This window comes from Microbacterium sp. GCM10027623 (assembly GCF_042666935.1).
Classification (GTDB): Bacteria; Actinomycetota; Actinomycetes; order Actinomycetales; family Microbacteriaceae; genus Microbacterium.
Window position 1 is genome coordinate 79171 of record NZ_JBHTHE010000001.1, and the last position, 26627, is coordinate 105797.

Genomic DNA, 26627 nt, shown 5'->3' on the forward strand with positions numbered 1-26627 from the left:
CGAGTGCTCGCGCGAGCAGATGATCGCCCTGGTGGCGCGCGAACCGCCTGATTCCGAGACCGCTGGGCGGCCCTATCCCCCGAAGACGGAGACGAGGAACCCGAGCGTCATCACCAGTCCCGTCAGAAGCGCCAAGGAGGAGAGGACGATGCCGATGATCCCCAGCACGCGGCCGCGGGGGCGACGCAGGGAGACGATGCTGAGCGTGAGGCCGGTGAGAGCCACGACCGGACCGATGAAGGGCAGCCAGCCGATGAGGAACGCCACCGCCGAGACGATGATCGCCCCGATCGCCAGGCCGCTGACCGGCGATGGTGCCGGGAACTGGCCGGGGGCGGAGCCGTACCCCGGATAGGACGCGATCGGATAGCCCTGCGCCGTGTACCCCGCGGGCTGCCCGTACCCGGCGTACGGCGGGCGCACGGCGGGCTGCTGCGGCGCCGGTGCCACCTGATATGAAGGCGGCTGGTATGCAGGCGCCTGGTACGCGGGTGGCGCCTGATAGGGCGCAGGCGCCGGGTACGCGGGTGGCTGATACCCGGGCGGGGTGGGCGGAACGGGCGGATGCGCGTACGCCGGCGGCGTGGACGGGTCGCCGTACGCGGGCGGCTCGGGCGGCTGCGGTGGCTGCACCGGTCCGGACGTGTCGTGAGTCATGGCTTCCCCTTCAGTGTCCACCCAGTGTAGGAACGCCTCGGCCCCTACGGGAACGACTCCGCTCTCAGCCCCAGACGCTGGGCGCGGGCTGGCGCGTCGATGGAAGAGCGGATGCCGCAGCCCAGTCGTGGATCCACTCGTCGATCTCAGGTACGCCCTCGGGCGTGCCCATCGCGGCGAAGAGCTCGTCGTGGGACACGGTTCCGCCGCTGCGGCGCAGCATGCGCGCCCGCACGATGACGCGGGCGTAGACCTCGCCGTCGACGACGGCCCGATGCTCCAGGAAGAGCGCCTTGTCGTCGTGGCCGACGAAACGCGACTCCACGTCGAAGCGCTGCCAGAGCTGCAGCGATTTGCGGAACGTGACGGTCTCGCTGGAGACGACGGCGTACCATCCGCGGCCGTTCATCGCATCGAACAGGCCCGTGCGGATGAGCAGATCCCACCGACCCAGGTCGAACAGCGACAGGTAGCGGCCGTTGTTCATGTGCCGCAGGATGTCGAGATCCGTGGGGAGCGTCGTGAGACGGATGCGGCCGACGCCGGTGACCTCCAGCGGTCGTGCGCGGCGCAGCCGGAGGCGGGCACGGAGAATCACGAGGAGGGTGCGCCAGATCACGTTCACATCCGCTGATCGTAGTGATCCTCGACGGATCACCCAAGTTCGTTGGCCAGATCCTACAGAGGTCGTCGTCCCTCATCGACCGATTTCCCCCTGTCGCGCCAGCGCGCGTAGAGTCACGGCATGAGCGCCGAAGCCCAGCCCGAGATCATCGTCCGTCCGGTCCGCGATGTGGACGCGGAGGCTCTGGGTCGCGTGCACGCACAGTGCTGGCACGAGACCTACGACCACCTGATCAGCAAGGCCGCCCTCGAGCGGATCTCTCCTCGCCGGATGGCGGAGTTGTGGACGAACTGGGCCCGGCAGGGCGAGGACTTCCGCATGAGCGCTGCCCTGGTCGACGGCGAGATCGTCGGTTTCGTCGGTTCGGGTCCGGCCCGCGACAAGGATGCCCCCTCCCTGCGGGAGCTCTACTTCATCTACCTGCTCGGCGAGTACCACGGCACCGGTATCGGTCAGCGTCTCTTCGACGCCGCCGTGTACGCGGACGAGACGTGCTACCTCTGGGTCGCCGAGGACAATCCCCGCGCGCACCGCTTCTACCTGCGCAACGGCTTCGCCCTCGACGGCGCCAGCCACACCGAACCGTTCCTCGGCGAGACGCTCACCGAAGTCCGCTTCGTGCGCTGAGTCTTCAGGCCGAAAGACCGTCTGTGGGGCGCAAGAGCCGGCTTCCTGAGGGCTGAAGCAAGCACTTGCGCCCCACAGAGGGTCATTTCAGAGGGCGTGCACGATGTCCTCCACGCGCTCCTTGGCATCGCCGAAGAGCATCTGCGTGTTCTCGCGGAAGAACAGCGGGTTCTGCACCCCCGCGTAACCGGCGGCCATCGAGCGCTTGAACACGATCACGTTCTCCGCCTCCCAGACGTGCAGCACGGGCATTCCGGCGATGGGGCTGCCCGGGTCCTCCGCGGCGGCGGGGTTCACGGTGTCGTTCGCGCCGATCACCAGCACGACGCTCGTGGCGGCGAAGTCATCGTTGATCTCGTCCATGCCGAGCACGATGTCGTACGGCACCTTCGCCTCCGCCAGCAGCACGTTCATGTGTCCTGGCAGACGACCGGCGACCGGATGGATGCCGAAGCGCACGTCGATCCCGCGGTCGCGGAGCCGCGCGACGAGGTCGGCGACCGGATACTGCGCCTGAGCCACCGCCATGCCGTAGCCCGGGGTGATGATCACGCTCTGCGCCTCCGCGAGACGCGTGGCGACAGCATCCGCCGTGGTCTCGCGGTACTCACCCATCTCCTCATCGCCGGAGGCGGAGGCGACGATGCCGAACCCTCCGGCGATCACGGAGAGGAACGAGCGGTTCATCGCCTTGCACATGATGTACGACAGGTACGCACCCGAGGACCCCACCAGAGCACCGGTGACGATGAGCAGGTCGTTGTTCAGCAGGAAGCCGGCTGCGGCGGCAGCCCAGCCCGAGTAGCTGTTGAGCATCGAGACGACCACGGGCATGTCGCCACCGCCGATGGACGCCACCAGGTGCCATCCGAGCGCGAACGACAGCACCGTCACCGCGATCAGCAGCCAGAGCTGCTGATCGGCGACGAACCAGACGGTGAGCGCGATGAACGCCACCAGGGCGCCGACGTTCAGCACGTTCTTGCCGGGCAGCATGAGCGGGCGAGACGGCATCTTCGCCGACAGCTTCAGGTACGCCACGATGGAGCCGGTGAACGTCACGCCGCCGATGAAGACCCCGATGAACACCTCGGCGTTGTGGATGCCGACGAGATTCGCGGCGATCGGCGCGTGCGCCAGATGGCCGTTCCAGCCGACCAGCACGGCGGCGATTCCCACGAAGCTGTGCAGCAGGGCGATCAGCTCGGGCATCTCGGTCATCTGCACGACCCGCGCTCGCCACAGGCCGATCGCCGCGCCGATCAGCACGCCGGCGCCGAGCAGGATGAGGCCGAACGTCGACCCCGTTCCGCCCCAGGCGTCCGCGACGGTCAGCGCCAGAGTCGACAGCAGGGCGATGGTCATGCCGACCACGCCGTAGATCACACCCGCGCGAGCGGATTCGTGACGGCTGAGTCCCGCGAGACTCAGGATGAACAGCAGCGCGGCGACGATGTACGCGGCCCCGGCGACGGCGTCGACGCTCACTGGCGGCCACCTTTCGTGAACATACTGAGCATTCGTCGGGTCACGGCGAAGCCTCCGAAGATGTTGATGCTGGCCACGAGCACCGCGATGGCTGCGATCACCTGCACGACGGGGTTCGCATCGGTGATCTGCAGCATGGCGCCGACGATGATGACGCCGGAGATCGCGTTGGTGACCGACATGAGCGGCGTGTGCAGCGCGTGGTGCACCTTGCCGATCACGTAGAAGCCGATCACCACCGACAGCATCAGCACGGTGAAGTGACCGGGAAGCGGAGCCGGAGCGAAGAGGTTGACGAGGAACAGCGCGGCGATGCCCGCGACGATGAGGCCCGCCTTCTTCGCGGCGGACATCGGCTGCTTCGCCGCGACGGGTTCGACAGCCACGGGGGCGGATGCCGGTGGCGCTGCCGCCACCTGCACGGGTGGCGGCGGCCAGGTGATCGAGCCGTCGCGCACCACCGTGACCGAGCGCTGCACGACGTCGTCGAAGTCGATGGTGAGCAGGCCGTCCTTTCCGGGGGTCAGCAGGGCGATGAGGTTTGCGACGTTCGTGCCGTACAGCTGCGAGGACTGAGCCGCCAACCGCGAGGCGAGGTCGGTGTAGCCGAGGATAATCACGCCGTTGGCGCTGACGACGCGCTCCCCCGCGACCGAACCCTCGACGTTGCCGCCCTGCGCGGCCGCCATGTCGACGATCACGCTGCCCGGTTTCATCAGCGCGACATCCGATGCGGTGATCAGGCGGGGCGCCGCACGGCCGGGGATGAGGGCGGTGGTGATGATGATGTCGACATCCGCCGCCTGCTCGGTGTAGATCTCCGCCGCGCGGCGGTCGTAGTCCTCGCTGGTGACCTTGGCGTAGCCGTCGGCGGATGCCGCGACCTCGACGTCGACGGCCAGATAGGTGCCGCCGACGGAATGAACCTGATCGGCGACCTCCGGGCGCGGGTCGGTCGCGCGCACGATGGCGCCGAGGCTGGATGCCGCGCCGATCGCGGCGAGCCCTGCGACACCGGCACCGGCGACGAGGACCTTGGCAGGCGGGACCTTGCCGGCCGCCGTCACCTGACCGGTGAAGAAGCGGCCGAACTCGTTGGCGGCCTCGACCACCGCGCGGTAACCGGCGATGTTCGCCATCGAGCTGAGCACGTCCATGGACTGCGCCCGCGAGATGCGCGGCACAGCGTCCAGGGCGAGGGCCGTGATCCCGCGCTGGGCGAGCTTCTCCACCAGGTCGGGCCGCAGCGCGGGGGAGAGCAGAGCGATCAGGGTCGCCCCGTCCGACAGCGCGGGGATCTCGGCATCCGTCGGCGGGTTCACCTTGAGCACCATGGCGCAGGCCCAGGCATCCGCCGCGGAGACGACCTGCGCACCCGCGTGCCGGTACTCGTCATCCGGATACGAGGAGCGCGCTCCCGCGCCCGCTTCGATGGCCACGTCGTAGCCGAGCTTCACCAGGGTCTGCACGGTGGCCGGAGTCGCGGCGACCCGCGCCTCACCCGGCCCTTCCCGCACGATACCGATCTGCGTCATCGCAATCCTTCCGTCCCGGCGTGCTTGCCGGCCCCCGTCAGATTACTGATCGGATGTGACGGATTGCGAGGATCCCGCGTTTGTGGCGGATCAACATTCGAGGTTCTTACCGAAAGGGTAAGAGCGACCGGTCAGCGGCCCGAAACCTGCCCGAACAGCCTGGCGATGGGGGCGAGCACGAGGGGGCGTGCGGCGAACCAGCCGCCTGCGATCACGATCATCGCGAGCACGAACACCCCGAACCCGGTCCAGTTCGCGGCGTACTGGACGCCGTCGACCGAGCCCTGCGAGGCGAACATGTGGTTCAGGTTGCGCAGCGCCCCGGTGAGGAACACCAGCGCCACGTGCACGATGATGAACGCCACGAAGTAGAGCATCGTCGGGAAGTGCAGTGCGCGCGCCCACTCCACCGGATACGCCTTGGAGAGCTTCTCGGCCTTCTTCGGCCACAGCCCGGACATCCGGATCCCGGTGACGACCGCGAGCGGGGCCGCCAGGAAGATCGTGACGAAGTAGGCGAGCTGCTGCAGGCTGTTGTAGTTCACCCAGCCGTTGTCGGTGGGCCAGTCGAAGGAGACGTACTGCAGCCCGGCAGACAGCGCGTTCGGGAACACCTCCCAGCTGGTGGGCACGATGCGCGCCCAGTGACCGGTGACGATGATCAGGATGACGAAGATCACGCCGTTGATGATCCACAGCAGATCCAGCGCCTGATGGAACCACAGCGTGAGACTGATCTTGCTCTTGGCCTTGCCCCGTGCCGTCCAGAACGCCGTCGGCCGCTTCTCGGACCGCACGCGCAACCCGGAGCGGATGATCAGCACCATCAGGAACATGTTGAAGAAGTGCTGCCAGCCCACCCACGGCGCGAAACCGGGCTCCACCTCGACCGCCGGGTGGTACTCGCCCGGATACGTGGTCAGGAAGTCCTGCATGAACGACAGGCTCAGGAAGGCACGGATCAGGAACACGCCGGCGACGGCGACCAGTCCCAGCGCCGCCAGCCCCAGCAGCCCACCGAGCGCTTGCGGCCAGGCCGGACGCAGTCGTGAGGGTTCACGTTCGGGCTCCGACGCGTGACGCGGGGTCGTGCCCTGCCAGACCGTGCGGGTGAACGGCAGGGGCGCGGAGACGTCCGGCCCCGGAGCCTGTCGACGATCGGATGCCACCGCGACCGCGGTCGCCGGCGCGGATGCGGCCGCCTCGGTTCCCGTGGTACTGGGCACGGCGGTCGGCTCGGTGGCGACCGCCACCGGTGCGGCCTCTGCGGCAGTGACCTCTGCGGGAGCCGGGGACGTGACGCGCACCCGGGCGGCACCCGCGGAGGGCCAGGGGTCGCCACCGACCACACGGGGGAGGCCGCGGCGCAGGGTCGCGCCGTCCGTCGCCGCGGCGGCGGGAGCCGTCGGAGTCGCAGGCCGGGCCTCGACGGCACCGGATGCTGTCGACGGCACGGGTTCTTCGGGTGAGGTACCCGTGCTCGCGGCGAGATCGCGTGCACTCGACGGCGCCGCGGGGGCAGCAGCCGCGGCGGCGATCGCGGGAGAGGAAGCGGATGCCGGGGGCCAGGGGTCCCCGCCGGCGACGCGAGGAAGTCCTTGCCGCAGCGGGACTGAAGTCCCCGACGCGGCTGCCGTCACCGACGCGGCTGCATCCCCCGACGCGGCTGCCGTCACCGGCGCCGCTGCGTCGTCGACAGCACGGGACGTCGCCGACGGCACGGCTTCTTCACGCGCGGGACCCGTGTTCCCGGCGAGATCCCGTGCACCCGGCGCCACGGAAGTCGCACTCGGCGCGACGGCAGCAGCGCCCGGCGCCTCGATGGCGGGAGGCCAGGCCTCGCCACCCTTGACCCGCGGCAGGCCGCGTCGGAGCATCCTGGGTCCCTGAGCTTGTCGGAGGGTCGCCATGGCTACTTCTTCCGGGCTTCGATCGCCTCGATCAGCTGCGGCACGATGGTGAACACGTCACCGACGATGCCGAAGTCGGCGACGTCGAAGATCGGCGCCTCGCCGTCCTTGTTGATCGCGACGATCGTCTTGGCGGTCTGCATGCCGGCGCGGTGCTGGATCGCTCCCGAGATGCCGAGAGCGATGTACAGCTGAGGCGACACGGAGACGCCGGTCTGGCCGACCTGGTGCGCATAGGGGATGTATCCGGCATCCACGGCCGCACGGGAGGCGCCGACCGCGGCGCCCAGAGCATCAGCCAACTGCTCCACCAGCGCGAACTGCTCCTTGGAGCCCAGTCCGCGTCCGCCCGAGACGACCTTGCTCGCTCCGCGCAGCTCGGGCCGGGAGGAGGTCTTCTCAACGGCCGCGATCTCTCCGGCGGTGGCGGCGACGGCACCGGATGCCGTGACGGCCAGCTCCTCGACGACAGGAGAGGCGACAGCCTCGGCACGCGCATCCACCGCTCCCTGACGGACCGTGATGACCGGAGCGCCGAAGGTGGGTGCGGAGTCCGTCAGGTACGAGCCGCCGTAGACCGAGTGGTGCGCGACGATGCCCTCATCGTCGCGCGAGACCCCGATGGCGTCCACCGACAGGGCGAGCCGCTCGCGCACGGCGAAGCGTCCCGCCGCGTCACGGCCGGTGATCGAGTTGGAGATGAGCACGGCATCCGGCTGCACCTGCTGGTAGGCGGCCTGCAGGGCATCGACGACGGGCACCGTCAGCACGGTCGCGTCGCCTGCGGCGGTGAGCACCGCCTGCGCGCCGGCTGCGGCTGCGGCCTCCGTCGCAGCCGGGGAGCCGCCGACGATCAGTGCGACCGGCGCACCGACGGTCGATGCGGCGCCGATCAAGGCGGCCGTGCTGCTGGCGGCATTGCCGCTGGGGTCGACGTCGACGAGGACGAGGATCGAGTTCTCCGGGTACGCCATGATCACACCAGCCTGTTCTGCGCGAGGAATTCGACGAGCTGAGTCGCCGCATCGCCTTCGTCGGTGATCTTGACACCGGCGGCGCGAGGCGGCTTCTCGGAGACGGCGGTCATGATCGTGCGCGGCGCCTCGGCCGGGTCGGCGGAGACGCCGAGATCGGCGAGCGAGAGCACCTCGAGGGGCTTCTTCTTCGCCGCCATGATGCCCTTGAAGTTCGGGAAGCGCGCGTCGGGCAGAGCCTCGGTGATCGAGATCACAGCGGGGTAGGACGCGGAGACCTGCTGCGCCCCGTCATCCGCCGCACGGGTGCCCGAGACACCGTCCGCGGAGATATCCACCGCGCTGAGGGCGGTGGCCTGCGCGTAGCCCAGATGCTCGGCGAGCATCGCCGGGATCACGCCTCCGGAGCCATCGGTGGAGAGATTGCCCGTGATCACGAGATCCGGCTCGCCCCGGCGGACCGCTGCCGCGAGCGTCTCGGCGGTGAGGCTCAGATCGGCGCCCCGCAGCTGCTCGTCGACGACGTGCACCGCGGACCCCGCCCCGATTGCCAGCGCGCGACGGACGGATGCGGTGGACGACTCGGGCGCCATCGACAGCGCAACCACCTCGGTGCCCGCGTTCTTGTCCGCATATGTCAGGGCGACTTCGAGAGCACGCTCGGTGATCTCATCGAGCACCACGTCGCCGGCCGCCCGATCGGCCAGCCCCGTCTCGAGATCGAGCTTGCGGTCACCATAGGTGTCGGGAACTTCCTTCACCAGTACGTAGATCTTCATCGAGCCTCCTCGCGCCGGTAACACTCTATCGGGCGCTTCCATCGCTTCCCAATCGGGATTTGCGTGCGTATGTAGCCAATACAGAAGAAATCGACCGAAAAGCGGCAGATTGCTGTGCGTTATGTATACATAGAAAAGCGGCTACCGTGGATCCATGGCTCGCCCTCGCCCTCTCTCGATCGACCCGCTCGCCGAAGCCAAACGGCAGTGGCTGGCGCACGGCTGGCACGACGCCGCCGAAGGCATGGCCGTGGTCACCTCGGTCATGCGCGCCCAGCAGCTCCTGCTGGCGCGGGTGGACGCCACGCTGAGGCCGTTCGGCGTCACCTTCGCGCGCTACGAGGTGCTCCGCCTGCTCGCCTTCAGCCGATCGGGCACGCTGCCTCTGTCCAGCGTCGTGGCCCGCCTGCAGGTGCATGCCACCAGTGTGACCAGCACCGCCGAGCGCCTGGTCCGCGATGGTCTGGTGCTGCGCGAGCCGCATCCGCACGACGGCCGCGCTGCGCTCCTCACCCTCACGGAGACGGGCCGCGACCTCGTCGAGCGCGCCACCCGCGCGCTGAACACCGATGTGTTCCGGAGTCCGGGAATCGATGCCGACGACGCCAACGCTCTGGTCGGCATCGTCGCCCGCATGCGCAAGAACGCCGGCGATTTCACCGATCCGCGACCCGTGCCCGACCCGCTCTGATGGCGACGTTCGCCCTGGAGCGCCTCGTCCCGGCCCCGCCCGAGGCGGTGTTCGATCTCTCGCTCGACGTCGGGCTGCACCTGGAGTCCCAGAGCTCACGCGGCGAGCGCGCGGTGGGCGGCAGGACGAGCGGGATGCTGGGCGAGGGCGACCAGATCACGTGGAGCGCCCGGCACTTCGGCATCCGCTTCCGAATGTCGTCGGTCGTCTTCGACGTCGACCGGCCCCGCCGCTTCCGTGATCGGCAGACGCAGGGTCCGTTCGGCGCGTTCCTTCACACGCATGAGTTCCTTCCGGCGCCCGACGGGACCCTCATGCGCGACACGATCGAGTTCCGTTCGCCGTTGGGACCGTTGGGCCGCCTGGTGGATGCGCTCATCATGCGTCGGCACCTGCTCGCCGTGATCACCGAGCGCAACGACGCCATCTCCGCGCACTTCGACTGAGTCGGAGCCTCCGCCCTGCCCAGGTCCGGGGTCGGGCCGATTCCCCTTCGGGACGTTTCCCGCCATATGGACGGGGCGTTCAATCCCCGTCGTACACGTAGCGGTCGAAGCGCTCGGGCACCTGCATCCGCTGCCAGGCCAGCTCTTCGTCGCGCCGTGCGCGGTCGCCGGGGAACGCCTTCGACGTGTACCGGGGCACCTGACGCGCGTGCCCTGCCATGTGTGCGACGGCTGCCGCCTGACCGCACACGCGTGCTGCGGCGAGCGCGGCCGGGTCGCTCGCCTCGCGGGCGGCCGCGTGGCACGCATACGCCTTCTCACGGACGGCGTCGATGTCCATCTCACCGCGCATGAATGCCCGTGCGGCCTCCAACGCCTCGCGCGGGCGTTGGTCGTCCGGCCGTTCGGCGAGGAACAGCGGCAGCATCCGTTCGGCACAGGCGATCGTCCATTCCACCAGCTCGCGGCGGTCGGTCTCCGAGAGCTGAAGATCGGCATCGTTCGGGAGCACCTCCATGACCGCGCTCACCGGTTCTGGAAGTGAGGGGGGCGCTTCTCGCGGAACGCGGCCATCCCCTCCTTCTGGTCTGCCGTGTCGAACAGGGCGGCGAACTCGCGCTTCTCGACGGCGAGTCCGTCGGCCAGCGAGGTCTCCATCGCGGCATCCAGCGTCGCCTTGGCCGCATACAGCGCGGGCAGCGACTTCGACGCGATCGTCTCGGCGAGCTTCGTCGTCTCGTCCCGCAGCTGCGATGCCGGGAACACGCGCGAGACGAGCCCGATGCGCTCCGCCTCCTCGGCCGCGACCAGGCGGCCGGAGAGCACGAGTTCGGCGGCTTTGTAGTAGCCGACGGCGCGGATCAGGCGCTGCGTGCCGCCCATGCCGGGGATCACGCCGAGGTTGATCTCGGGCTGGCCGAACGTGGCGTTGTCGGCGGCCAGGATGATGTCGCACATCATCGCCAGCTCGCATCCGCCGCCGAGGGCGTAGCCGGAGACCGCTGCGATGACCGGCGTGCGCACCGCGGCGAATCGCGTCCACGCACCGAAGTGATCGGTGTCGAGCATCTCGGAGCCGGTCTTGGACTCCATCTCCTTGATGTCGGCCCCGGCCGCGAAGGCTTTCTCGGAGCCGGTGACGACGATCGCGCCCACGCCCTCGTCGTCATCGAAGGCGGATGCCGCTGTCGCGATCTCCTCGGAGACCTGGCTGTTCAGGGCATTGAGCGCCTGGGGCCTGTTGAGGGTGATCCATCCCACTCGTCCTCGCTGTTCGACGAGGATCGTCTCGTACTCGGCCATATGCCGCCCCCTCCCGTCGCGACTCTGCGACGTCTCCAGTATTCCAGGTCGACCGCGACCCAGGGCCGCGCGTCGGGGCTAGACCTCGCCGGCGCGGATGTCGGTGATGATGCCGGAGAAGTCGCGTCCGGCCCCGTCGCCTTCGGCGAAGGCCGCATAGATCTCCTGGGCGAGTCGACCCATCCTGGCATCCGTCCCGGTGCCTTCGATCGCCTGCAGCGCCAGCCCGAGATCCTTGGCCATCAGAGCCCCCGCGAATCCGGGCTGATAGTCGCGGTTGGCAGGGCTGGCAGGAACGGGTCCCGGCACCGGGCAGTTGGTGGTCAGCGCCCAGCACTGACCGGAAGCCTGTGACACGACGTCGTACATGACCTGATGCTCCAGGCCGAGCCTCTCCGCCAGCACGAACGCCTCGGCCACCGCGATCTGCGAGATGCCGAGGATCATGTTGTTGCACACCTTCGCGGCCTGACCGAGCCCCGGCCCCCCGCAGTGCACGATGCGCTTTCCCATGACCTCCAGCAGCGGTCGGGCGAGTTCGAAGTCCTCGTCCGAGCCGCCGACCATGAACGCCAGGGTGCCGGCCTCGGCACCCACGACGCCGCCAGAGACGGGGGCGTCGACGCTGCGGTGTCCGGCGTCGACCGCCAGTCGGTGAGCGGTGCGCGCCTCGTCGACGGCGATGGTCGAGGATTCGATGAAGAGCGTCCCCGGTTCGGCCGCCGCCAGCAGCTCGTCCTGGTAGGCGGCGATGACGTGACGCCCCGCCGGGAACATGGTGATGACGACGTCCGCGTCGTGCACGGCATCCGCCCCGCTCGCCGCGATCGGGATGCCGGCGGCGGTCGCGGCGTCGACCGCCGCCGGGACGGGGTCGTAGCCGCGCACCTCGTGGCCCGCCGTGACGAGGTTGACCGCCATGGGCAGTCCCATGTGCCCGAGTCCGAGGAATGCGATGCGTGTCATGATGCGTTCCGCATGGTGATCGAGCCGGCCGGGCGCAGCATCTCGCGCCCCACGATGAGTCGCATGATCTCGTTCGTCCCTTCCAGGATCTGGTGCACGCGCAGATCTCGCACGACCCTCTCGATCCCGTAGTCCTGAAGGTACCCGTAGCCGCCGTGCAGCTGAAGGGCCCTGTTGGCGACGTCGAAGCCGGCGTCTGTGGCGTAGCGCTTGGCCATGGCGCAGCGCATCGTGGCATCCGGCGCCTTCTCGTCGACCGCCCGTGCTCCGTCCTGCACCATCAGCCGAGCCGCCTGAAGCTCGGTGCGCATGTCGGCGATCGTGAAGAGGATGGACTGCTTCTCGGCCAGCGGCTCACCGAATGCGACCCGCTCGTGCACGTACTGCACGGCGCGGTCCAGTGCCCACTGCGCCCCGCCCAGCGAGCATGCCGCGATGTTCAGCCGACCGCCGTTGAGTGCGGACATCGCGATGGCGAAGCCACGGCCCTCCTCGCCGAGCATGGCGGATGCCGGAACGCGCAGCCCGTCGAAGATCACCTGGCGGGTGGGCTGGGCGTGCCAGCCCATCTTCTTCTCCGGCGCGCCGAAGCTCAGCCCCTCGGCGTCTCCCGGGACGAGGAAGGCGCTGATGCCCTTGGCGCCGGAGACCGGTCCGCCGGTGCGCGCCATGACGACGTACACCCCTGCTTCTCCTGCGCCGGAGATGAACTGCTTGACCCCCGTGAGCAGGTAATCGTCACCGTCGCGCACCGCACTGGTCGCGATGTTCGCGGCATCCGATCCGGCGCCGGGTTCGGTCAGGCAGTACCCTCCGAAGACGGACATGGCCGTCAGCTGCGGCAGCCAGGCTCCGCGCTGCGCGTCGGAGCCGTAGGTGTCGATCATCCAGACCACCATGTTGTGGATGGAGATGTAGGCGGCCACCGCAGGATCGCCCTTGGCGAGCTCCTCGAAGATCGCCACGGTGTCGACGCGGCCCAGGCCGGTGCCGCCGAACTCCTCGCGGACATAGATGCCGCCCAAGCCCAGCTCGCCGGCTCTTCCCAGCGACTCGCGGGGGAAGATGTGCTTCTCGTCGCGCTCCGCGGCGAAAGGGGCGAGCTCGGTATCGGAGAAATCACGGACCGCCTCGAGGATCGCCTCGCGCTCCTCGGCGGAGATGGCGGCGGCAGCGGCGGTGGGGTCGACCATGGTCATCAGTGTCCCTCTCCGGTCGTGGCGGGCATCACGAAGCTCGCACCCTCGCGGATGCCGGACGGCCAGCGGCTGGTGACCGTCTTCGTCTTCGTGTAGAAGCGGAAACCATCGGCGCCGTGCTGGTTCAGGTCGCCGAACCCGGAAGCCTTCCACCCGCCGAACGTGAACGACGCGATCGGCACGGGGATCGGGATGTTCACGCCGACCATGCCGACGTTCACCCGGGCGGCGAAGTCGCGGGCGGTGTCGCCGTCGCGGGTGAAGATGCCCACGCCGTTGCCGTAGGGATTGTCGGATGCCAGCGCCAGCGCCTCCTCGTAGTCCGAGGCGCGCACGATCGAGAGCACCGGCCCGAAGATCTCCTCGCGGTAGATGGACATGTCGGTCGTGACGTGATCGAACAGCGTGGCACCCAGGTAGTAGCCGTCCTCGTGTCCTTCCACGACCAGGCCGCGGCCGTCGGTCACCAGGGTCGCTCCGGCGTCCGCTCCTTCCTGGATGAGCCCCTCGACGCGAGCCTTGGCCGCGGCGGTGACCAGGGGGCCGTAGTCGACGCCGTCCTGCGAGCCGGGGCCGACCTTCAGGTCGCCGATGCGCTCGGCGAGCTTGGCGACGAGCGCGTCGGCGGTCTCCTCACCGACGGGGACGGCGACGGATATCGCCATGCAGCGCTCGCCGGCCGAGCCGAAGCCGGCGCCGATCAGGGCGTCAGCCGCCTGATCGAGGTCGGCGTCCGGCATGATCACGAGGTGGTTCTTCGCGCCGCCGAAGCACTGGGCGCGCTTGCCGTTCGCGGTGGCCGTCGAGTAGATGTACTCCGCGATCGGGGTGGAGCCGACGAAGCCGACCGCCCGGATGTTCGGGTCGGTGAGGATCGCGTCCACCGCTTCCTTGTCGCCGTGCACCACGTTGAGGACGCCGGCGGGCAGCCCCGCCTCGAGGAACAGCTCGGCGAGGCGCACCGGCACGGAGGGGTCGCGCTCGGAGGGCTTGAGCACGAAGGCGTTGCCGCTGGCCAGCGCCGGGCCCGCCTTCCACAGCGGGATCATGGCGGGGAAGTTGAACGGGGTGATCCCGGCCACGACTCCCAGCGGCTGCCGCATGGAGTACACGTCGATGCCGGTGCCGGCTTCGCCGGAGTACTCGCCCTTGAGCAGATGCGGGGCGCCGATGCAGAATTCGATGACGTCGAGGCCGCGCAGGACGTCACCCTTGGCATCCTCGAGGGTCTTGCCGTGCTCGCTGGAGAGCAGTCGTGCCAGTTCGTCCATGTTCTGGTGGGCGAGTTCGACGAAGCGCATCATCACGCGGGCGCGCCTCTGCGGGCTCGTGGCGGCCCACGCGGGCTGGGCGGTGGCCGCGTTCTCGATGACGGCGCGAACCTCGGCGGCGGTGGCGAGCGGCACGCGGGCCTGCACCGCACCGGTGCTCGGGTCGAACACGTCCGCCACGCGGCCGCCTGTCGGCTCGAGCGACTTTCCGCCTACGAAATGGGGGATGAAACGGGTCATTGTGTGACACTCCTCTGGGCCGTCTTTGGCACAGTGACCATGGTAGTCGGCCTACAGGGGAATTACTAGGGACCCCTACTATCTGGCGCCGCCCGCCGCCGGTCTCGGTCATGTCTTCGCAGACGGCCGCCAGGAGGTCATCGGAGACCGCGGCGGCGGAGCGGATGCGGCTGTTCGCCGCGCGTTCACCGTCGTGTCATCGGACGCGGGTACAACGGGGCGTGCGCGGGCTGTGGATCAGACCGGATCGGGTGCGACCACTCCGCGCCGCGGTGAGCACGTCCGCTGCTCCCGCCGCGGTCTCGGGACCGCGAGGTCCCCGCCGAATCGGGTCGGCGGGGGCCTCACTCCCTGCGGTGCCGGCCAGATGCTCAGCGATACACGTGGCCGCGCACCTTGACCTTCCCCTTCGAGATGCTGACGATCGTTCCCGGTCCCGTGTCGGACGCCATGCTCGCGGCCCAGACGGTTCCGTTCGTCCCGGTGGCGACCGAGAGCGCACCCGGGAGCGCGGCGTACGGCGATACCTGGCCGCCGTTCAGCACGGAGACGCCCGCACCGGCCAGTTCGGCGATGTAGATGTTCTTGCCCCTGATGGCGATGCTCGTGGGCTGGGACAGCCCGGAGGCGAGCTGTGTCGCCGCGCCGGTGCGGTCGATCCGCCACACGGCACCCTGCGAGGTGAGCATCCCGGGGAATCCGGGCAGTGTGCTCACGTACACCGACCCGCCCGCGCCGATCGCTATTCCGGTCGGAACGGGCTCGACGAAGTACGTGTCGCCGAGCGCGCAGTCCGGAAGTCCGCCGAGCATTCCGGCGACCTCCGGGGTGATGGTGACCGGTACGGGTGGCAGCACGGCCAGCGTGCTGATCTGTCCGCGGTCGGTGACCTTCATGATGGTGTTGGCGCCGGCATCCGCCACGAGCCAGGCACCCCGCCAGGCCGTCACGTTGTAGGCGTGGGCGTCGATCAGGCCGGTGTACGTCGCGCGCGGATCGCCGGCCATGCACGAGTCCGGGTCGGTGATGCCGTAGGCGTTCACCTGGTCGGGGTTGTGCGCTTCCTCGTAGGCGTGCAGGTCGGCGTAGATCGTGCTGCCCCGCGGTGTGCGGATGTTCAGACCGCTCTCCAGGATCGGGGACTCCTCCTGCGTGGGGTCCTCGCTGACGGTCGACCCGTAGGCCAGCCATGCCCCTCGCGTCGCCACCCCGGTCAGCCCGGGAACGCCCTGGATGATCGGAGTCACGCTGCCGTCGGGCTGCAGCTGACCGATGGTGCCCGTGCCTCCGTCGGCGATGAGCACACGATGCCCGTCGACGGCCAGGCTGAACGGAGCGACGAGCTGATCCGACCACTCGTGCGGGGTGGGCGGGTGCGAGACCGCCGACGCGGCCGTCGGCAGAGAAAAAGCCAACGCCACCGCAGCGCCTGCCGCGATGACCGAACGAGTGATGCGCATGCTGCCTCCGATTCCCGACACGGCGACAACGCCGAGCCGTCCTCATCCGGGCGGAGCCTCCCCAGGCGTCCGGATGCGATGAGCCAGCCCCAGTGGTGGCTCTGCGGGGATCATCCTCCTGAACCGGTGGGCGCACAAGGGGTTCCGGCCCCCACCCGGGATGGGGGTGGACGGGACCCCGGGCCACGCGTCAGATCCGCTCGAGAATGAGGGCGTTGGCCATTCCCCCGCCCTCGCACATGGTCTGCAGCCCCAGGCGTCCCCCGGTGGCCTCGAGGTGATTCAGGAGCGTGCCGAGCAGCCGAGTGCCGGACGAGCCGAGCGCATGCCCGAGGGCGATCGCACCGCCGCGGGGGTTGAGCTTCGCAGCATCCGCACCGAGTTCCGCAGCCCACGCGAGCGGGACCGAGGCGAAGGCCTCGTTGACCTCGTACGCGTCGAGATCCTCGATGCCGAGACCGGAGCGCTCGAGCACGCGACGGGTCGCGGAGATGGGGCCGGTGAGCATGAGCATCGGATCATCGCCGATCACGTCGAACGCGCGGAACCGGGCGCGAGGGGTGAGACCGAGCTGTTCAGCCCGATCGGCGCTCATCATCAGGGCGGCCGATGCGCCGTCGGTCAGCGGGGAGGAGTTGCCTGGCGTGATGCTCCATCCGATGCCAGGAAAGCGCTCCGCGAGAGCATCCGTGCGGAACGAGGCGGGCAGGCCGGCGAGCTTGTTGACCGAGGTGCCCTCCCGCACCGTCTCGTCGGACACGGCGTCCGGAGCCTCCGGAACGGCGACGACGGTGCGGTCGAAGAACCCGTCCCGCCAGGCCTGCGCGGCGCGCGCGTGCGAGTCGGCGGCGAACGCATCGAGTGCGGTGCGGTCGAGGCCCCACCGCTGTGCGATCAGCTCGGCGCTGACGCCCTGGTTCACCAGCCCCTCGGGATAGCGAGCCCGCAGACGAGGTGACATCGGCGACCCGCCGGATGCCGAGGAGCCCAGCGGCACGCGGCTCATCGACTCCACGCCGCCGACGATGACGATGTCGTTCTCCCCGGCGGCGATCCCCGCGGCCGCGAAATGCACGGCCTGTTGGCTGGAACCGCATTGCCGGTCGATCGTGGTGCCGGGGATGCGCTCGTCGAAGCCGGCGGCGAGCACGGCCTGCCGGGCGATGTTCATCGCCTGATCGCCGACCTGACTGACGCAGCCCAGCAGCACGTCATCGATCTGCCCCGACTCGAGCCCGTTCCGCTCCAGGATGCTGTGCAGCATCCCCGCCGCCAGGTCGACCGGATGCACTCCGGACAGCGACCCTCCCGGCTTGCCGCGCCCGACGGGGGTGCGGATGACGTCGACGATCACGGCTTCGCTGCTCATGACTCCATCATGACCCCCATCCACGGACGGGGCGCGGCGGTCAGAGTGCGCGGATGCGCCAGGATGCCGCGTGTTCCGCTCCAGGCTCGAGGACGACCAGGTCGACGCCCGAGTTGAACGCGTCGGGCGGGCAGGTCATCGGCTCGACGGCCAGGCCGATCCGATGGATGGCCTCCTGTCCCGGGTTGTCGGCCGTGTGCACCTGAACCCACGGGCAGCGTTCGTCCCAGGTCATCGCCACGCCCTCGCCGGAGTCGGTGACGAGGCGCACCTCGGCGATGCCGTCCGTGCGGGCGAGCTCGGTGAAGGCGTGGTCGATGAAGACATCGCCGATCCGCCGGCCGCTGCGGAAGTCCCACTCGGGGTGCTGATCGATCGAGTGTACGGCGACCGGGCTGAGTCGGTCCGGAGTGACGGTGAGGACTTCGGATGCCGGCAGGGTCAGTGTCCACTCATCCACCGTCTGAGCCCCGGCGCCTGCAGACGGGCCCGCGACGAGGTAGGGGTGCGGTCCGGTTCCCCAGGGCGCAGCATCCGCGCCCAGGTTGCGGGCGGTGACGGTCTGCTCGAGTCCGGCTGCGCTGAGTCGGTACTCGGTCTCCACCTCCACGCGGAACGGGTAGCCGAGACTCGGATCGATGGTGGCGGCGAGCACCACCCGATCGGCTTCCACGACCCGATCGGAGAACTCTGCCCAGACCAGCAGTCCGTGCAGGGCGTGTCCGCGCGCGGGCTCCGTGAGTGCGAGCTGGTGCTCGAATCCGGCGAAGGCGTACCGGCCGTCCACGATGCGATTCGGCCACGGCGCCAGAGTCGCGCCGCGGTGCGAGGGGCGCACCTCATCGGCCTCGAACGGCACGACGAGGTCGCGGCCCGCGTGGCGCAGGGTCCGCAGCGTGGCACCGACGCTCGCGATGACGGCCTCGTAGTCGCCGGCGGCGATGCGCAGCTGGCGGCCGGAGCGGGGAGTGGGAGCAGGACGCCCGGTGGGGCGGAAAGCGTTTTCGGACATCGTCTCGATTCTAGGGTGGTGCGTGCGCCGCCCGCGATGGCGGGCGGGCGGCGGTTCAGCCGAGCGGGTCGGACAGGAGTCGCTCCATCGCGGCGTCGGCGGCTCCGATCAGCAGCCGATCCGCGCCGAGGGCAGCGGAGGCGAGCTGCAGATGCTCGGCGGATGCCGCGAGCGAGCGGGCGCGCACCTCGTCGTCGAAGGCGTCGCGATCGACATCGCGCAGCCCGCCGAGGAAGCCTCCGAGCACGATCATCGACGGGTTGAGCACGTTGACGGCGTTGCCGAGGGTGGCGGCGAGAATGCGGCGCTGACGGGCGACCTCGTCGAGCACGCTGGGTGCCGACGAGGTCGCCAGCGCCTGTTCGAGCTCGGTCTCGTCGGGTGAGGTGAGGGCGGCGGCGCTGACGAGGCGCGCCCTGTTGACCTCATCCTCGAGCACCCCTCCGTGCGCGCGGCGATCGGCGGCATCCGTCAGGCTGGCGGCGGTCTGCCCCCACTCTCCCGCATACCCTCCTGCTCCCCCGATGAGCATGCCGTGCAGGATGAGGCCGCCGCCGATGCCGCTGGCTCCGCCGTTGAGGTAGACGACGTCCTCGTGCTCGCGGGCGGCGCCGAACAGTCGTTCGGCCCTGGCTCCGTAGGAGGCATCGTTTCCGACGACCACCGGAAGATCCAGCGCGGCGCTCAGCGGACCCGCGATGTCGGCATCCCGCCAGCGCAGGTGCGGGGCCAGACGGACGAGTCCGTCGTCGGTGCGGACCAGCCCCGGGACGGCCACGCCGACGCCGACGATGCGGCACCCGCTCAGCTCCTCCTCCCGCCAGGAGGCGAGGGTGCGCGCGACGATGCTCACGACCTCGGCCACGTCGGGGTTCTCGACGGCGATCCGCGTGCGCACGCGCACGGCTCCCCCGAGGGCGACCGCGCCGATCTCGACCGCGTCGATCTCCGGGTTCACGCCGATGGCGACCACATCTCGGCTGGGGGCGACGATGGGCGAGGGGCGTCCGACGCGTCGCGTCGGGTCCGGCCCGTGCTCGTGCACGAGTCCGGCCTCGACGAGCCGTGACACGAGGTCCGACACCGTCGAGCGGTTCAACCCGGTCTCGGTCGTGATGACCGAGCGCGAGCGCGGCCCGCCATGGTGCACGAGGCGCAGCACCTCACCGAGGTTCGTGCGCCGAACACCCTCCACGGTCGTCGCGCGTTCGCTCATCGTCCCAGGCTACCGATCCCGGCGGCCGGGCTCGGTCGGTGCCGCACCCCCACGTGATCGCCCGCCATGTGATCGTCCGTCATCTGATCGAGACCGTCACGAGACGGCTGTCGGCGGCCGTGACCTCGTGCACGTCACCGGTGATCGCGACGGTGGCGACGGGGGTGGCCGATCCGGGCAGGACCCGATCGGCGTGCGCCCGCGCGTTCGAGATGGCGCCGCCCGTGGTGTCGTCCACGCCCGCCGCCGCAGCCGACGCCTCGGCGTGCGATGCCGCCCAGACCTGCACATCGCCGGGTTCGACGATCCGCGTCATCCGACGATCACTGAACGCGAAGCGTGCGACCGGCACGTCGAAGCGCACCCGCTGCGCCGCCCCCCCCGCGAGCTCGACTCGGGCGTACCCGAGCAGCTGAACGACCGGCCTCGTCACGCTCGCGACGGGATCGCGCCCGTACAGCTGCACGATCTCGGCCGCCTTGCGGTCACCGGTGTTGCGCACCAGCACGGACGCGGTGAAACGGCCGGTCGTGGTCGCCTCCGCCGACACCTCCAGATCCTCGTAGGCGAAGGTCGAATACGACAGACCGAACCCGAAGGGGCGCAGCGGCCTGGGGTCCGCGGACGTGACGTCCGACGGTCCGCCGAGAACGGGATGTAGATAGCTGTACGGCTGCGATCCCGACGAACGCGGCAGGCTCACTGGCATCCGCCCCGACGGCGAGACCGCCCCGGTGAGCACCTCGGCGATGGCCGTGCCACCGGCCTCGCCAGGGAAGAACGCCTGCAGCACGGCTGCGGGGCTCGTCTCCGAGTCCAGTGCCCAATCGATCGCGTAGGGCCGACCGGTGACGAGCACCATGACCACGGGGGTCCCCGTGTCCACCAGCTGCTCGACGAGCTCGCGCTGGACGCCGGGCAGATCCAGCGACTCGACGTCGTTGCCCTCACCGACGGTCCCACGGCCGAACAGGCCGGCCTGGTCGCCGACCACGACGACGGCCACATCGGCATCCGCCGCTGCCGAGACCGCGTCGCCGAACCCCGACCGGTCGTCGCCCTCCACCTCGCATCCGACCACATGCACGATCTCCGCGTCCGGGAGCGCGGCGGTCAACGCCTCGCGCACGGTCGGGATCTCGAACCCCAGTTCGTGATCGGGATGATGTGCCAGCACATGGTTGGCGAACGAGTAGCACCCCTGCAGTGCCGCAGCGCGATCGGCGTTCGGGCCGATCAGCGCGATGCGCGCGGCCGCACCCGCGGGGGCAGGTGCGAGCGGGAGGACGCCGTCGTTGGAGAGCAGCACGAGCGACTCGGCCGCCAGCCGGCCGGCCACCTCGCGATGCCGAGGCGTGTCCAGATCGATCTGCGCGGGCGGCTCGTTCTCGAACGCGCCGTCGTCGAGCAGCCCCAGCTGCTCCTTCTGCGCGAGCACGCGCACGACCGCACGGTCGAGGTAGCCCTCGTCGAGCTTCCCGGCGCGCACCCGATCGATCAGCGGCGCCAGGTAGGCGTCGCCTGAGGGCAGCTCCACGTCGATCCCCGCCTTCAGCGCCAGCTCCGCGGCTTCGCCGCGATCCGCGGCGACCGCATGCATGACCTCGAGGAAGGCGACGGCGAAGTAGTCGGCGACCACCACCCCGTCGAAGCCGAGATCCTCGCGCAGCGTGCCGGTCAGCACGTCGGGATCGGATGCCACGGGCACCCCGTCGATCTCGGTGTAGCTGTTCATCACGCTGCGGACCCCGCCGTCGCGGATCGCCATCTCGAACGGCGGCAGGAACACGTCTGCCACCTCGCGCGGCCCCGCCGACACAGGGGCGTGGTTGCGTCCGGCGCGCGAGCCCGAGTACCCCAGGAAGTGCTTGAGCGTGGCGTGCACCCCCGCGGACTGCAGCCCCTGCACATAGGCGGTGCCCACCGTGCCCACCAGATACGGGTCTTCCCCGATGCACTCGTCGACCCGCCCCCAGCGGGGGTCGCGCACCACATCGAGCACCGGAGCCAGGCCCTGGTGGATGCCGAGCTGGCGCATGGACTCCCCGATCAGCGCGCCCATCTCCGCGACCAGCGCAGGGTCGAACGCCGCGCCCCAGGCGAGCGGGGTGGGGAAGGTCGCGGCCTTCCACGCCGCGAGACCCGTGAGGCACTCCTCGTGCACGAGCGCCGGGATGCCCAGGCGCGTCTCGCGCTTGAGGCGGCGCTGCTCGCCCCAGAGCCAGGCAGCGCGTTCGGCTGGATCCACCGGCCGCGTGCCGTACACCCGGGTGTAGTGGCCGATGCCGTGCCGCGTGATCTCGGCCAGCGCTCCGGAGGAGCGCGACGAGCCCATCTCGTTCTGCATCGGCGCGACCACCTCGCCGCCCTGGTCGAGCCAGTAGCCGACGAGCTGCGCGGCCTTCTCCTCCAGTGTCATCCGCGCCAGCAGCGCCCCGACCCGCTCCGAGGCGATCGGGAATGCGGGAATGCCGCCGGTCGTGTCGACAGTGATCGTCATCCCTTCACCGCCCCGGTCAGGCCGCCGACGATGCGCCGCTCGAACAGGCTGAAGAAGATCAGCGCCGGGACCATCGACAGCGAGGTGTACGCCAGCACGCGGGCCGTGTCGACCGAGTACTGTGAGGCGAAGTTCTGCACACCCAGCGGGAGCGTGAACAGGCTCTCATCGCTGAGGATGAACAGCGGGAGCATGTAGCCGTTCCAGGCTCCGACGAACGCGAGGATGCCGACCGTGATCACACCCGGCAGGCTGAGCGGAAGCACCATCCGCCAGAAGAAGCCCAGCCGCGACGCTCCGTCGATCGACGCCGCCTCTTCGAGCTCTCGCGGGATCGCCCGCAGGAACGGCACCAGGATGATGATCGTCATCGGCAGGGCGAAGGCGATCTGCGGCAGGATGATGCCTGCGAGGCTGTTCACCAGTCCGAGGTTGCGGATCAGGATGTACAGCGGGGTGATGGCGACCGTCACCGGGAACATCAGTCCGGCCGCGAACAGCGAGTACATCACGCCGCGTCCGCCGAAGTCGTAGCGGGCGATCACGTAGCTGGCCATGAGGCCCAGGATGACCGCGCCCGCCGTCGTGCCCACCGCCGAGATCGTGGAGTTCAGCATGGCCACCCAGAACTGTGAGCCCGCGAGCACGTCGCCGTAGTTGCCGAGCTGCCACGGTGTGGGGAAGCCGGACGGGTCGATGGTGATCTGCGAGTTGGTGCGGAAGCCGCCGATGATGATGTAGAGCACCGGGGTGATGCAGATGGTGATCAGCACCACGGCGGCCAGATAGACCCCCGGGCTGCCCCATTTGACCCCGGACTCGCGCACGCGGCGCGGCCGCCGGGGGTGGATCGCCTGGATGGCGACCCGCGTATTCAGGCTCTCAGCGCTCACTTGCGCCTCCTTCCGCTGTCGCCGGTCAAGGCGCCCTCGGTGTCGCGGCGCAGCACGAAGCGCTGGTAGAAGAGCGCGACGATCAGCGTGATGATGAACAGCATCACGGCCACGGCGTTGCCGAACCCGTAGCTGCCGGCCAGATGGCCGTTCTGGTACATGTACGTCGCCATCGTCGAGGTACCCGCCGTGGCGGCGATGTACTGACCCCAGATGATGTTGACCAGGTCGAAGAGCTGGAGCGATCCGATGATGGACAGGAACGCCCAGATGCGGATCGTGGGCCCCAGCAGGGGGACGGTGATCGTCCATTGGGTCTTCCAGAAGCCCGCGCCGTCGATGGCGGCGGCCTCGAAGAGCTCGTCGGGGATGGACTGCATCCCCGCGAGCATGAGGATGACGGCGAAGCCGAGGTATTTCCAGGTGATGATGATCATCAGCGACGTCATCGCGATGGCCGGATCGGCGATCCAGGACTGCTGGAAGTCGCCGAGGCCCCACTTCTCGAGCAGGGAGTTCAGCGCCCCGGAATCCTGCAGCATCAGGCTCCACCCGATGCCGACGATCACCTCGGAGATCACGTACGGGACGAAGATCAGGATGCGGATGATCGAGCGGCCGCGGATCTTCTGGTTCATCAGCAGCGCGAACAGGATCGCGATGGGTCCCTGCAGGAGCAGTGACAGCACCACGATGATGCCGTTGTGCATGACGGCCTGGCGGAAGGTCGGGTCCTCCCAGATCATCACGTAGTTGTCGAGCCCGATGAACTCGGTGGGCCAGCCGAAGCCGTTCCATTTGAAGAAGCCGTAGAACGCCGCCATCGCCACCGGCAGGATGACGAAGCCGACGAACATGATCAGTGCGGGTCCCGAGAGGAGCGCGATCTCGCCGCGCTTGCGCCAGTCGGCCCGCGGCGAACGCCGCTCCGGGGCGGGCTGCGCGCCCGCCCCGGAGACGGAGTCCCTCTCAGGCACCGACGTGCTCTTCAGCGCCTGGGTGTCGTGCATGGTCCGGTCAGCCCCTTGCCTGAGCCTTGGTGACCGTGTCGACGAGCTTCTCCGGCGTTCCCTGGCCGGCGAGCATCTCGACGACGCTGGTGTTCAGCGCGTTGCCGACGTTCTGACCGAGAGCGGTGTCCAGCCACAGCGCCACGTACGGGGCCTTCTGGTAGGCCTCCATGAGCGGCTTCAGCGACGGGTCGGTGACCGCGCCGGTCGCCTCCTGCGAGGCCGGGACGGTCTGGAATGCGACCGCGTACTTCTCCTGCCATTCCTTCGACGAGACGAAGTTCAGGAACTCCTCGCACGCCTTCGGCGAGTCCTTCGAGCAGGCGTAGCCGTCCACGCCGCCCATCATGGCACCGGGCTCACCGGCTCCGCCGTCCACCTCCGGGAACGGGAACCAGCCCAGGTCGGGCAGCGGCTTCTCGTCGGGGGTCAGGCTCGCGATCACACCCACGTCCCAGGCGCCCATCAGCTCCATGGCGGCCTTGTGGTTGGCGATCAGGCCGGCGGACGAGTTGGCGCCCTCCTGCGGGTCCGTGGTGAGGAAGCCCTTGGCGAACGGCTGGGTGCCGGCGAACTCCTCGAAGTTCTTCGCGGCCTCCAGCCAGCACGGGTCGGAGAAGTCGGCCTTGGTGGCGAGGTTCTCGATCAGGCCCTGGTCGCAGGCGCGCACCGCGAAGAAGTAGTACCAGTGCGCGGCGGGCCAGGCGGCCTTCGCGCCGAGCGCGATCGGCTGGATGCCGGCGTCCTTGAGCTTGGTGACCGCGCTGTTCAGCTCGTCCATCGTGGTGGGCTCGTCGGTGATGCCCGCCTGCTTGAACAGGTCCTTGCTGTAGAAGAACCCGCCGGGGAGCACGGCGCTGGGCATGCCGTAGATCTTGCCGTCGACGGTGAAGGCGCTGAAGGGCGCGTCTCCGAGGGCCTTCTTGACATCCGGATCGATGAGGTCGGTGAGGTCCTTCACCTTGTCGGCGCTGACGATGTCGGCGAGCTTGCCGCCACCGCGCGCCATGAAGATGTCGGGCATGTCACCCGAGTTCACGGCGGTCTGCAGCTTGCCGTCCATGTCCTCGTTCTGGATGGACGTGACCTTGATCTTCACATCGGGGTGCTCCTTGGTGAACGCCGCGGCCGCGTCGTCCCAATACGCCTTGCCATCGCCCGTGGTCGAGTTGTGCCACATCGTGAGAGTGGTCTCGCCGCCTTCGGCGGGGGTGTCCGTGCTGCTGGAACAGCCGGCCAGTCCCAGCATCCCCAGTGTCGCCACGGCCACGCCGGTGACGAGCCAAGCCTTTCGGATCTTCATGCTGTGTCTCCTCTTCGAGTGTTGCAGCGGGTTCGGCGACATTTGTTGCCGACTGCCCCCAATGTGCTTTCGGCCTACTCTGGCAGGTCGTGATCTTCGTGTCAATCGATATCGATAACGTTTTCGCACACTAGATTGAGACAATGATGCGTCGAACCACGATTCACGATGTCGCTCACGCGGCCGGTGTCTCCGTCGCCACGGTCTCCAAGGCGATCAACGGGCGCGACGGCGTCTCGGCCGCGACGATGAGTCACGTCATGAGCGTCGTCGACGAACTCGGATACGAGAGCTCGCTGGTCGCGACCTCCATGCGCCGGCGCCGCACCGACGTGATCGGAGTGCTCGTCGCGGAGTTCGAGCCGTTCGCCCTCCAGCTGCTCCAAGGCGTCTCGTCGGCACTGCAGGGCACCCAGTACGACGTGCTCGCGTACGCCGGAAGCGTGTCGGCCGGCGAGCACCGCGGGTGGGAGCGACGGTCGCTCTCGCGCCTCGGCGGGACCCTGATCGACGGGGCGATCGTCGTGACCCCGACCTCGATGCCCGCCAACGCCTCCGTGCCGATCGTGGCCATCGACCCGAGCGAGGGCCCGGACCGGCCGTCCACCGTGAGCGTGATCAACGTCGACGGCGCCCGCGCCGCCACCGAGCACCTGATCTCGCTGGGCCACCGCCGCATCGCGCACCTGCGCGGGCGCACCGACCTCATCTCGGCGCAGCAGCGCGAGGAGGGCTACCGCAGCGCGCTGACCGCGGCCGGCATCCCGTTCGATCCCGCGCTCGTCGCCGACGGCGGATACCGGGCGATGGACTCCACCGCCGGGGCGCACGCGCTGCTCGACTCGGCGAACCCGCCGACCGCGGTCTTCGCCGCCAACGATCTCTCCGCGATCGAGATGATCCGCGTCGCCGCCGAGCGCGGTCTGCACGTGCCCGGCGACCTCTCCGTGATCGGATTCGACGACATCCCCGACGCCGCATCGCACACGCCTCAGCTGTCCACTGTGCGCCAGCCGCTGACCGAGATGGGGGCGGCCGCGGTGCGCGTGCTGCTGAACATGATGGACGGCGGCGAGCGCGAGGACGTGCGGATGCCCGCGGAGCTCAGGGCGCGCGACTCCACGGCGGCGCCGACGCGCTGACGCCGGGCCCGC

The 26627-nt window shown here is 69.5% G+C and carries 24 protein-coding genes; 4 read left to right on the top strand and 20 right to left on the bottom strand.

Features of this window, described 5'->3' with window-relative positions; all coding sequences use genetic code 11:
* Positions 1 to 72: 72 nt before the first annotated feature.
* Both ACFQY2_RS00340 and ACFQY2_RS00345 read right to left on the bottom strand, forming a co-directional pair.
* Positions 73 to 657: a hypothetical protein gene (locus tag ACFQY2_RS00340; protein WP_378743594.1), complete on the bottom strand. Its 585-nt coding sequence runs from the start codon at positions 655 to 657 to the stop codon at positions 73 to 75.
* A gap of 64 nt (positions 658 to 721) precedes the next feature.
* Positions 722 to 1282 (bottom strand): acyl-CoA thioesterase, encoded by a 561-nt coding sequence (locus ACFQY2_RS00345; RefSeq protein WP_378743595.1) that lies wholly within the window; start codon positions 1280 to 1282, stop codon positions 722 to 724.
* Between the two features lie 120 nt (positions 1283 to 1402).
* Between ACFQY2_RS00345 and ACFQY2_RS00350 the strand changes: the two genes are divergently transcribed.
* The gene (locus ACFQY2_RS00350) at positions 1403 to 1909 is read left to right on the top strand and encodes a GNAT family N-acetyltransferase (RefSeq protein WP_378743596.1); all 507 of its coding nucleotides are present in this window, start codon (positions 1403 to 1405) and stop codon (positions 1907 to 1909) included.
* 87 nt (positions 1910 to 1996) lie between these two features.
* Here the strand turns inward: ACFQY2_RS00350 and pntB are convergent, their stop codons facing one another.
* The 5 genes from pntB to ACFQY2_RS00375 all read right to left on the bottom strand — a co-directional run bounded on the left by pntB (position 1997) and on the right by ACFQY2_RS00375 (position 8595).
* Complete coding sequence (gene pntB, locus ACFQY2_RS00355) at positions 1997 to 3397, bottom strand: Re/Si-specific NAD(P)(+) transhydrogenase subunit beta (RefSeq protein WP_378743597.1); 1401 nt, start codon at positions 3395 to 3397, stop codon at positions 1997 to 1999.
* Positions 3394 to 4932 (bottom strand): Re/Si-specific NAD(P)(+) transhydrogenase subunit alpha, encoded by a 1539-nt coding sequence (locus ACFQY2_RS00360; RefSeq protein WP_378743598.1) that lies wholly within the window; start codon positions 4930 to 4932, stop codon positions 3394 to 3396. Before ACFQY2_RS00360 ends, pntB begins: the two co-directional genes overlap by 4 nt.
* A 131-nt stretch (positions 4933 to 5063) precedes the next feature.
* Complete coding sequence (locus ACFQY2_RS00365) at positions 5064 to 6842, bottom strand: cytochrome b/b6 domain-containing protein (RefSeq protein ID WP_378743600.1); 1779 nt, start codon at positions 6840 to 6842, stop codon at positions 5064 to 5066.
* 2 nt (positions 6843 to 6844) lie between these two features.
* Complete coding sequence (locus ACFQY2_RS00370) at positions 6845 to 7816, bottom strand: electron transfer flavoprotein subunit alpha/FixB family protein (RefSeq protein ID WP_378743601.1); 972 nt, start codon at positions 7814 to 7816, stop codon at positions 6845 to 6847.
* Positions 7817 to 7818: 2 nt separating this feature from the next.
* Complete coding sequence (locus ACFQY2_RS00375) at positions 7819 to 8595, bottom strand: electron transfer flavoprotein subunit beta/FixA family protein (RefSeq protein WP_378743602.1); 777 nt, start codon at positions 8593 to 8595, stop codon at positions 7819 to 7821.
* Between the two features lie 154 nt (positions 8596 to 8749).
* On the opposite strand from ACFQY2_RS00375, the gene ACFQY2_RS00380 reads away from it, so the two are divergent.
* Both ACFQY2_RS00380 and ACFQY2_RS00385 read left to right on the top strand, forming a co-directional pair.
* Positions 8750 to 9286, top strand: a complete 537-nt coding sequence (locus tag ACFQY2_RS00380) for a MarR family winged helix-turn-helix transcriptional regulator (protein WP_378743603.1) — start codon at positions 8750 to 8752, stop codon at positions 9284 to 9286.
* On the top strand, positions 9286 to 9732 hold the full coding sequence (locus ACFQY2_RS00385) for an SRPBCC family protein (RefSeq protein ID WP_378743604.1): 447 nt from the start codon (positions 9286 to 9288) through the stop codon (positions 9730 to 9732). Before ACFQY2_RS00380 ends, ACFQY2_RS00385 begins: the two co-directional genes overlap by 1 nt.
* A gap of 79 nt (positions 9733 to 9811) precedes the next feature.
* Here the strand turns inward: ACFQY2_RS00385 and ACFQY2_RS00390 are convergent, their stop codons facing one another.
* The 13 genes from ACFQY2_RS00390 to ACFQY2_RS00450 all read right to left on the bottom strand — a co-directional run bounded on the left by ACFQY2_RS00390 (position 9812) and on the right by ACFQY2_RS00450 (position 25473).
* On the bottom strand, positions 9812 to 10261 hold the full coding sequence (locus tag ACFQY2_RS00390; RefSeq protein ID WP_378743605.1) for a putative immunity protein: 450 nt from the start codon (positions 10259 to 10261) through the stop codon (positions 9812 to 9814).
* Positions 10258 to 11034 (bottom strand): enoyl-CoA hydratase-related protein, encoded by a 777-nt coding sequence (locus ACFQY2_RS00395; protein ID WP_378743606.1) that lies wholly within the window; start codon positions 11032 to 11034, stop codon positions 10258 to 10260. The genes ACFQY2_RS00390 and ACFQY2_RS00395 overlap by 4 nt, the downstream gene beginning before the upstream one ends.
* A gap of 78 nt (positions 11035 to 11112) precedes the next feature.
* Entirely contained in the window at positions 11113 to 12000 is an 888-nt protein-coding gene (gene mmsB / locus ACFQY2_RS00400; RefSeq protein WP_378743607.1) for a 3-hydroxyisobutyrate dehydrogenase, read from the bottom strand.
* Positions 11997 to 13193, bottom strand: coding sequence for an acyl-CoA dehydrogenase family protein (locus ACFQY2_RS00405; RefSeq protein ID WP_378743608.1), 1197 nt, complete (start codon positions 13191 to 13193; stop codon positions 11997 to 11999). Before ACFQY2_RS00405 ends, mmsB begins: the two co-directional genes overlap by 4 nt.
* Positions 13194 to 13198: 5 nt before the next feature.
* A complete protein-coding gene (locus ACFQY2_RS00410) occupies positions 13199 to 14710 on the bottom strand; it encodes a CoA-acylating methylmalonate-semialdehyde dehydrogenase (RefSeq protein ID WP_378743610.1) in 1512 nt (503 codons plus the stop codon).
* A gap of 371 nt (positions 14711 to 15081) precedes the next feature.
* Positions 15082 to 16170, bottom strand: a complete 1089-nt coding sequence (locus tag ACFQY2_RS00415) for a ScyD/ScyE family protein (protein WP_378743611.1) — start codon at positions 16168 to 16170, stop codon at positions 15082 to 15084.
* Between the two features lie 190 nt (positions 16171 to 16360).
* Positions 16361 to 17539, bottom strand: a complete 1179-nt coding sequence (locus tag ACFQY2_RS00420; RefSeq protein WP_378743612.1) for a thiolase family protein — start codon at positions 17537 to 17539, stop codon at positions 16361 to 16363.
* 40 nt (positions 17540 to 17579) lie between these two features.
* On the bottom strand, positions 17580 to 18551 hold the full coding sequence (locus ACFQY2_RS00425) for an aldose 1-epimerase family protein (RefSeq protein WP_378743613.1): 972 nt from the start codon (positions 18549 to 18551) through the stop codon (positions 17580 to 17582).
* A gap of 55 nt (positions 18552 to 18606) precedes the next feature.
* Positions 18607 to 19767 carry an ROK family protein gene (locus ACFQY2_RS00430; protein ID WP_378743614.1) on the bottom strand — a complete coding sequence of 387 codons (1161 nt, stop codon included), beginning with the start codon at positions 19765 to 19767 and terminating at the stop codon, positions 18607 to 18609.
* A gap of 79 nt (positions 19768 to 19846) precedes the next feature.
* Entirely contained in the window at positions 19847 to 22267 is a 2421-nt protein-coding gene (locus ACFQY2_RS00435; protein WP_378743615.1) for a beta-glucosidase, read from the bottom strand.
* Positions 22264 to 23118 (bottom strand): carbohydrate ABC transporter permease, encoded by an 855-nt coding sequence (locus tag ACFQY2_RS00440; RefSeq protein ID WP_378744994.1) that lies wholly within the window; start codon positions 23116 to 23118, stop codon positions 22264 to 22266. The genes ACFQY2_RS00435 and ACFQY2_RS00440 overlap by 4 nt, the downstream gene beginning before the upstream one ends.
* A 38-nt stretch (positions 23119 to 23156) precedes the next feature.
* Positions 23157 to 24170 carry a carbohydrate ABC transporter permease gene (locus ACFQY2_RS00445; RefSeq protein WP_378743616.1) on the bottom strand — a complete coding sequence of 338 codons (1014 nt, stop codon included), beginning with the start codon at positions 24168 to 24170 and terminating at the stop codon, positions 23157 to 23159.
* A 7-nt stretch (positions 24171 to 24177) separates the two neighbouring features.
* Complete coding sequence (locus ACFQY2_RS00450) at positions 24178 to 25473, bottom strand: ABC transporter substrate-binding protein (protein ID WP_378743617.1); 1296 nt, start codon at positions 25471 to 25473, stop codon at positions 24178 to 24180.
* 143 nt (positions 25474 to 25616) lie between these two features.
* On the opposite strand from ACFQY2_RS00450, the gene ACFQY2_RS00455 reads away from it, so the two are divergent.
* The gene (locus tag ACFQY2_RS00455; RefSeq protein WP_378743618.1) at positions 25617 to 26615 is read left to right on the top strand and encodes a LacI family DNA-binding transcriptional regulator; all 999 of its coding nucleotides are present in this window, start codon (positions 25617 to 25619) and stop codon (positions 26613 to 26615) included.
* Positions 26616 to 26627 lie beyond the last annotated feature (12 nt).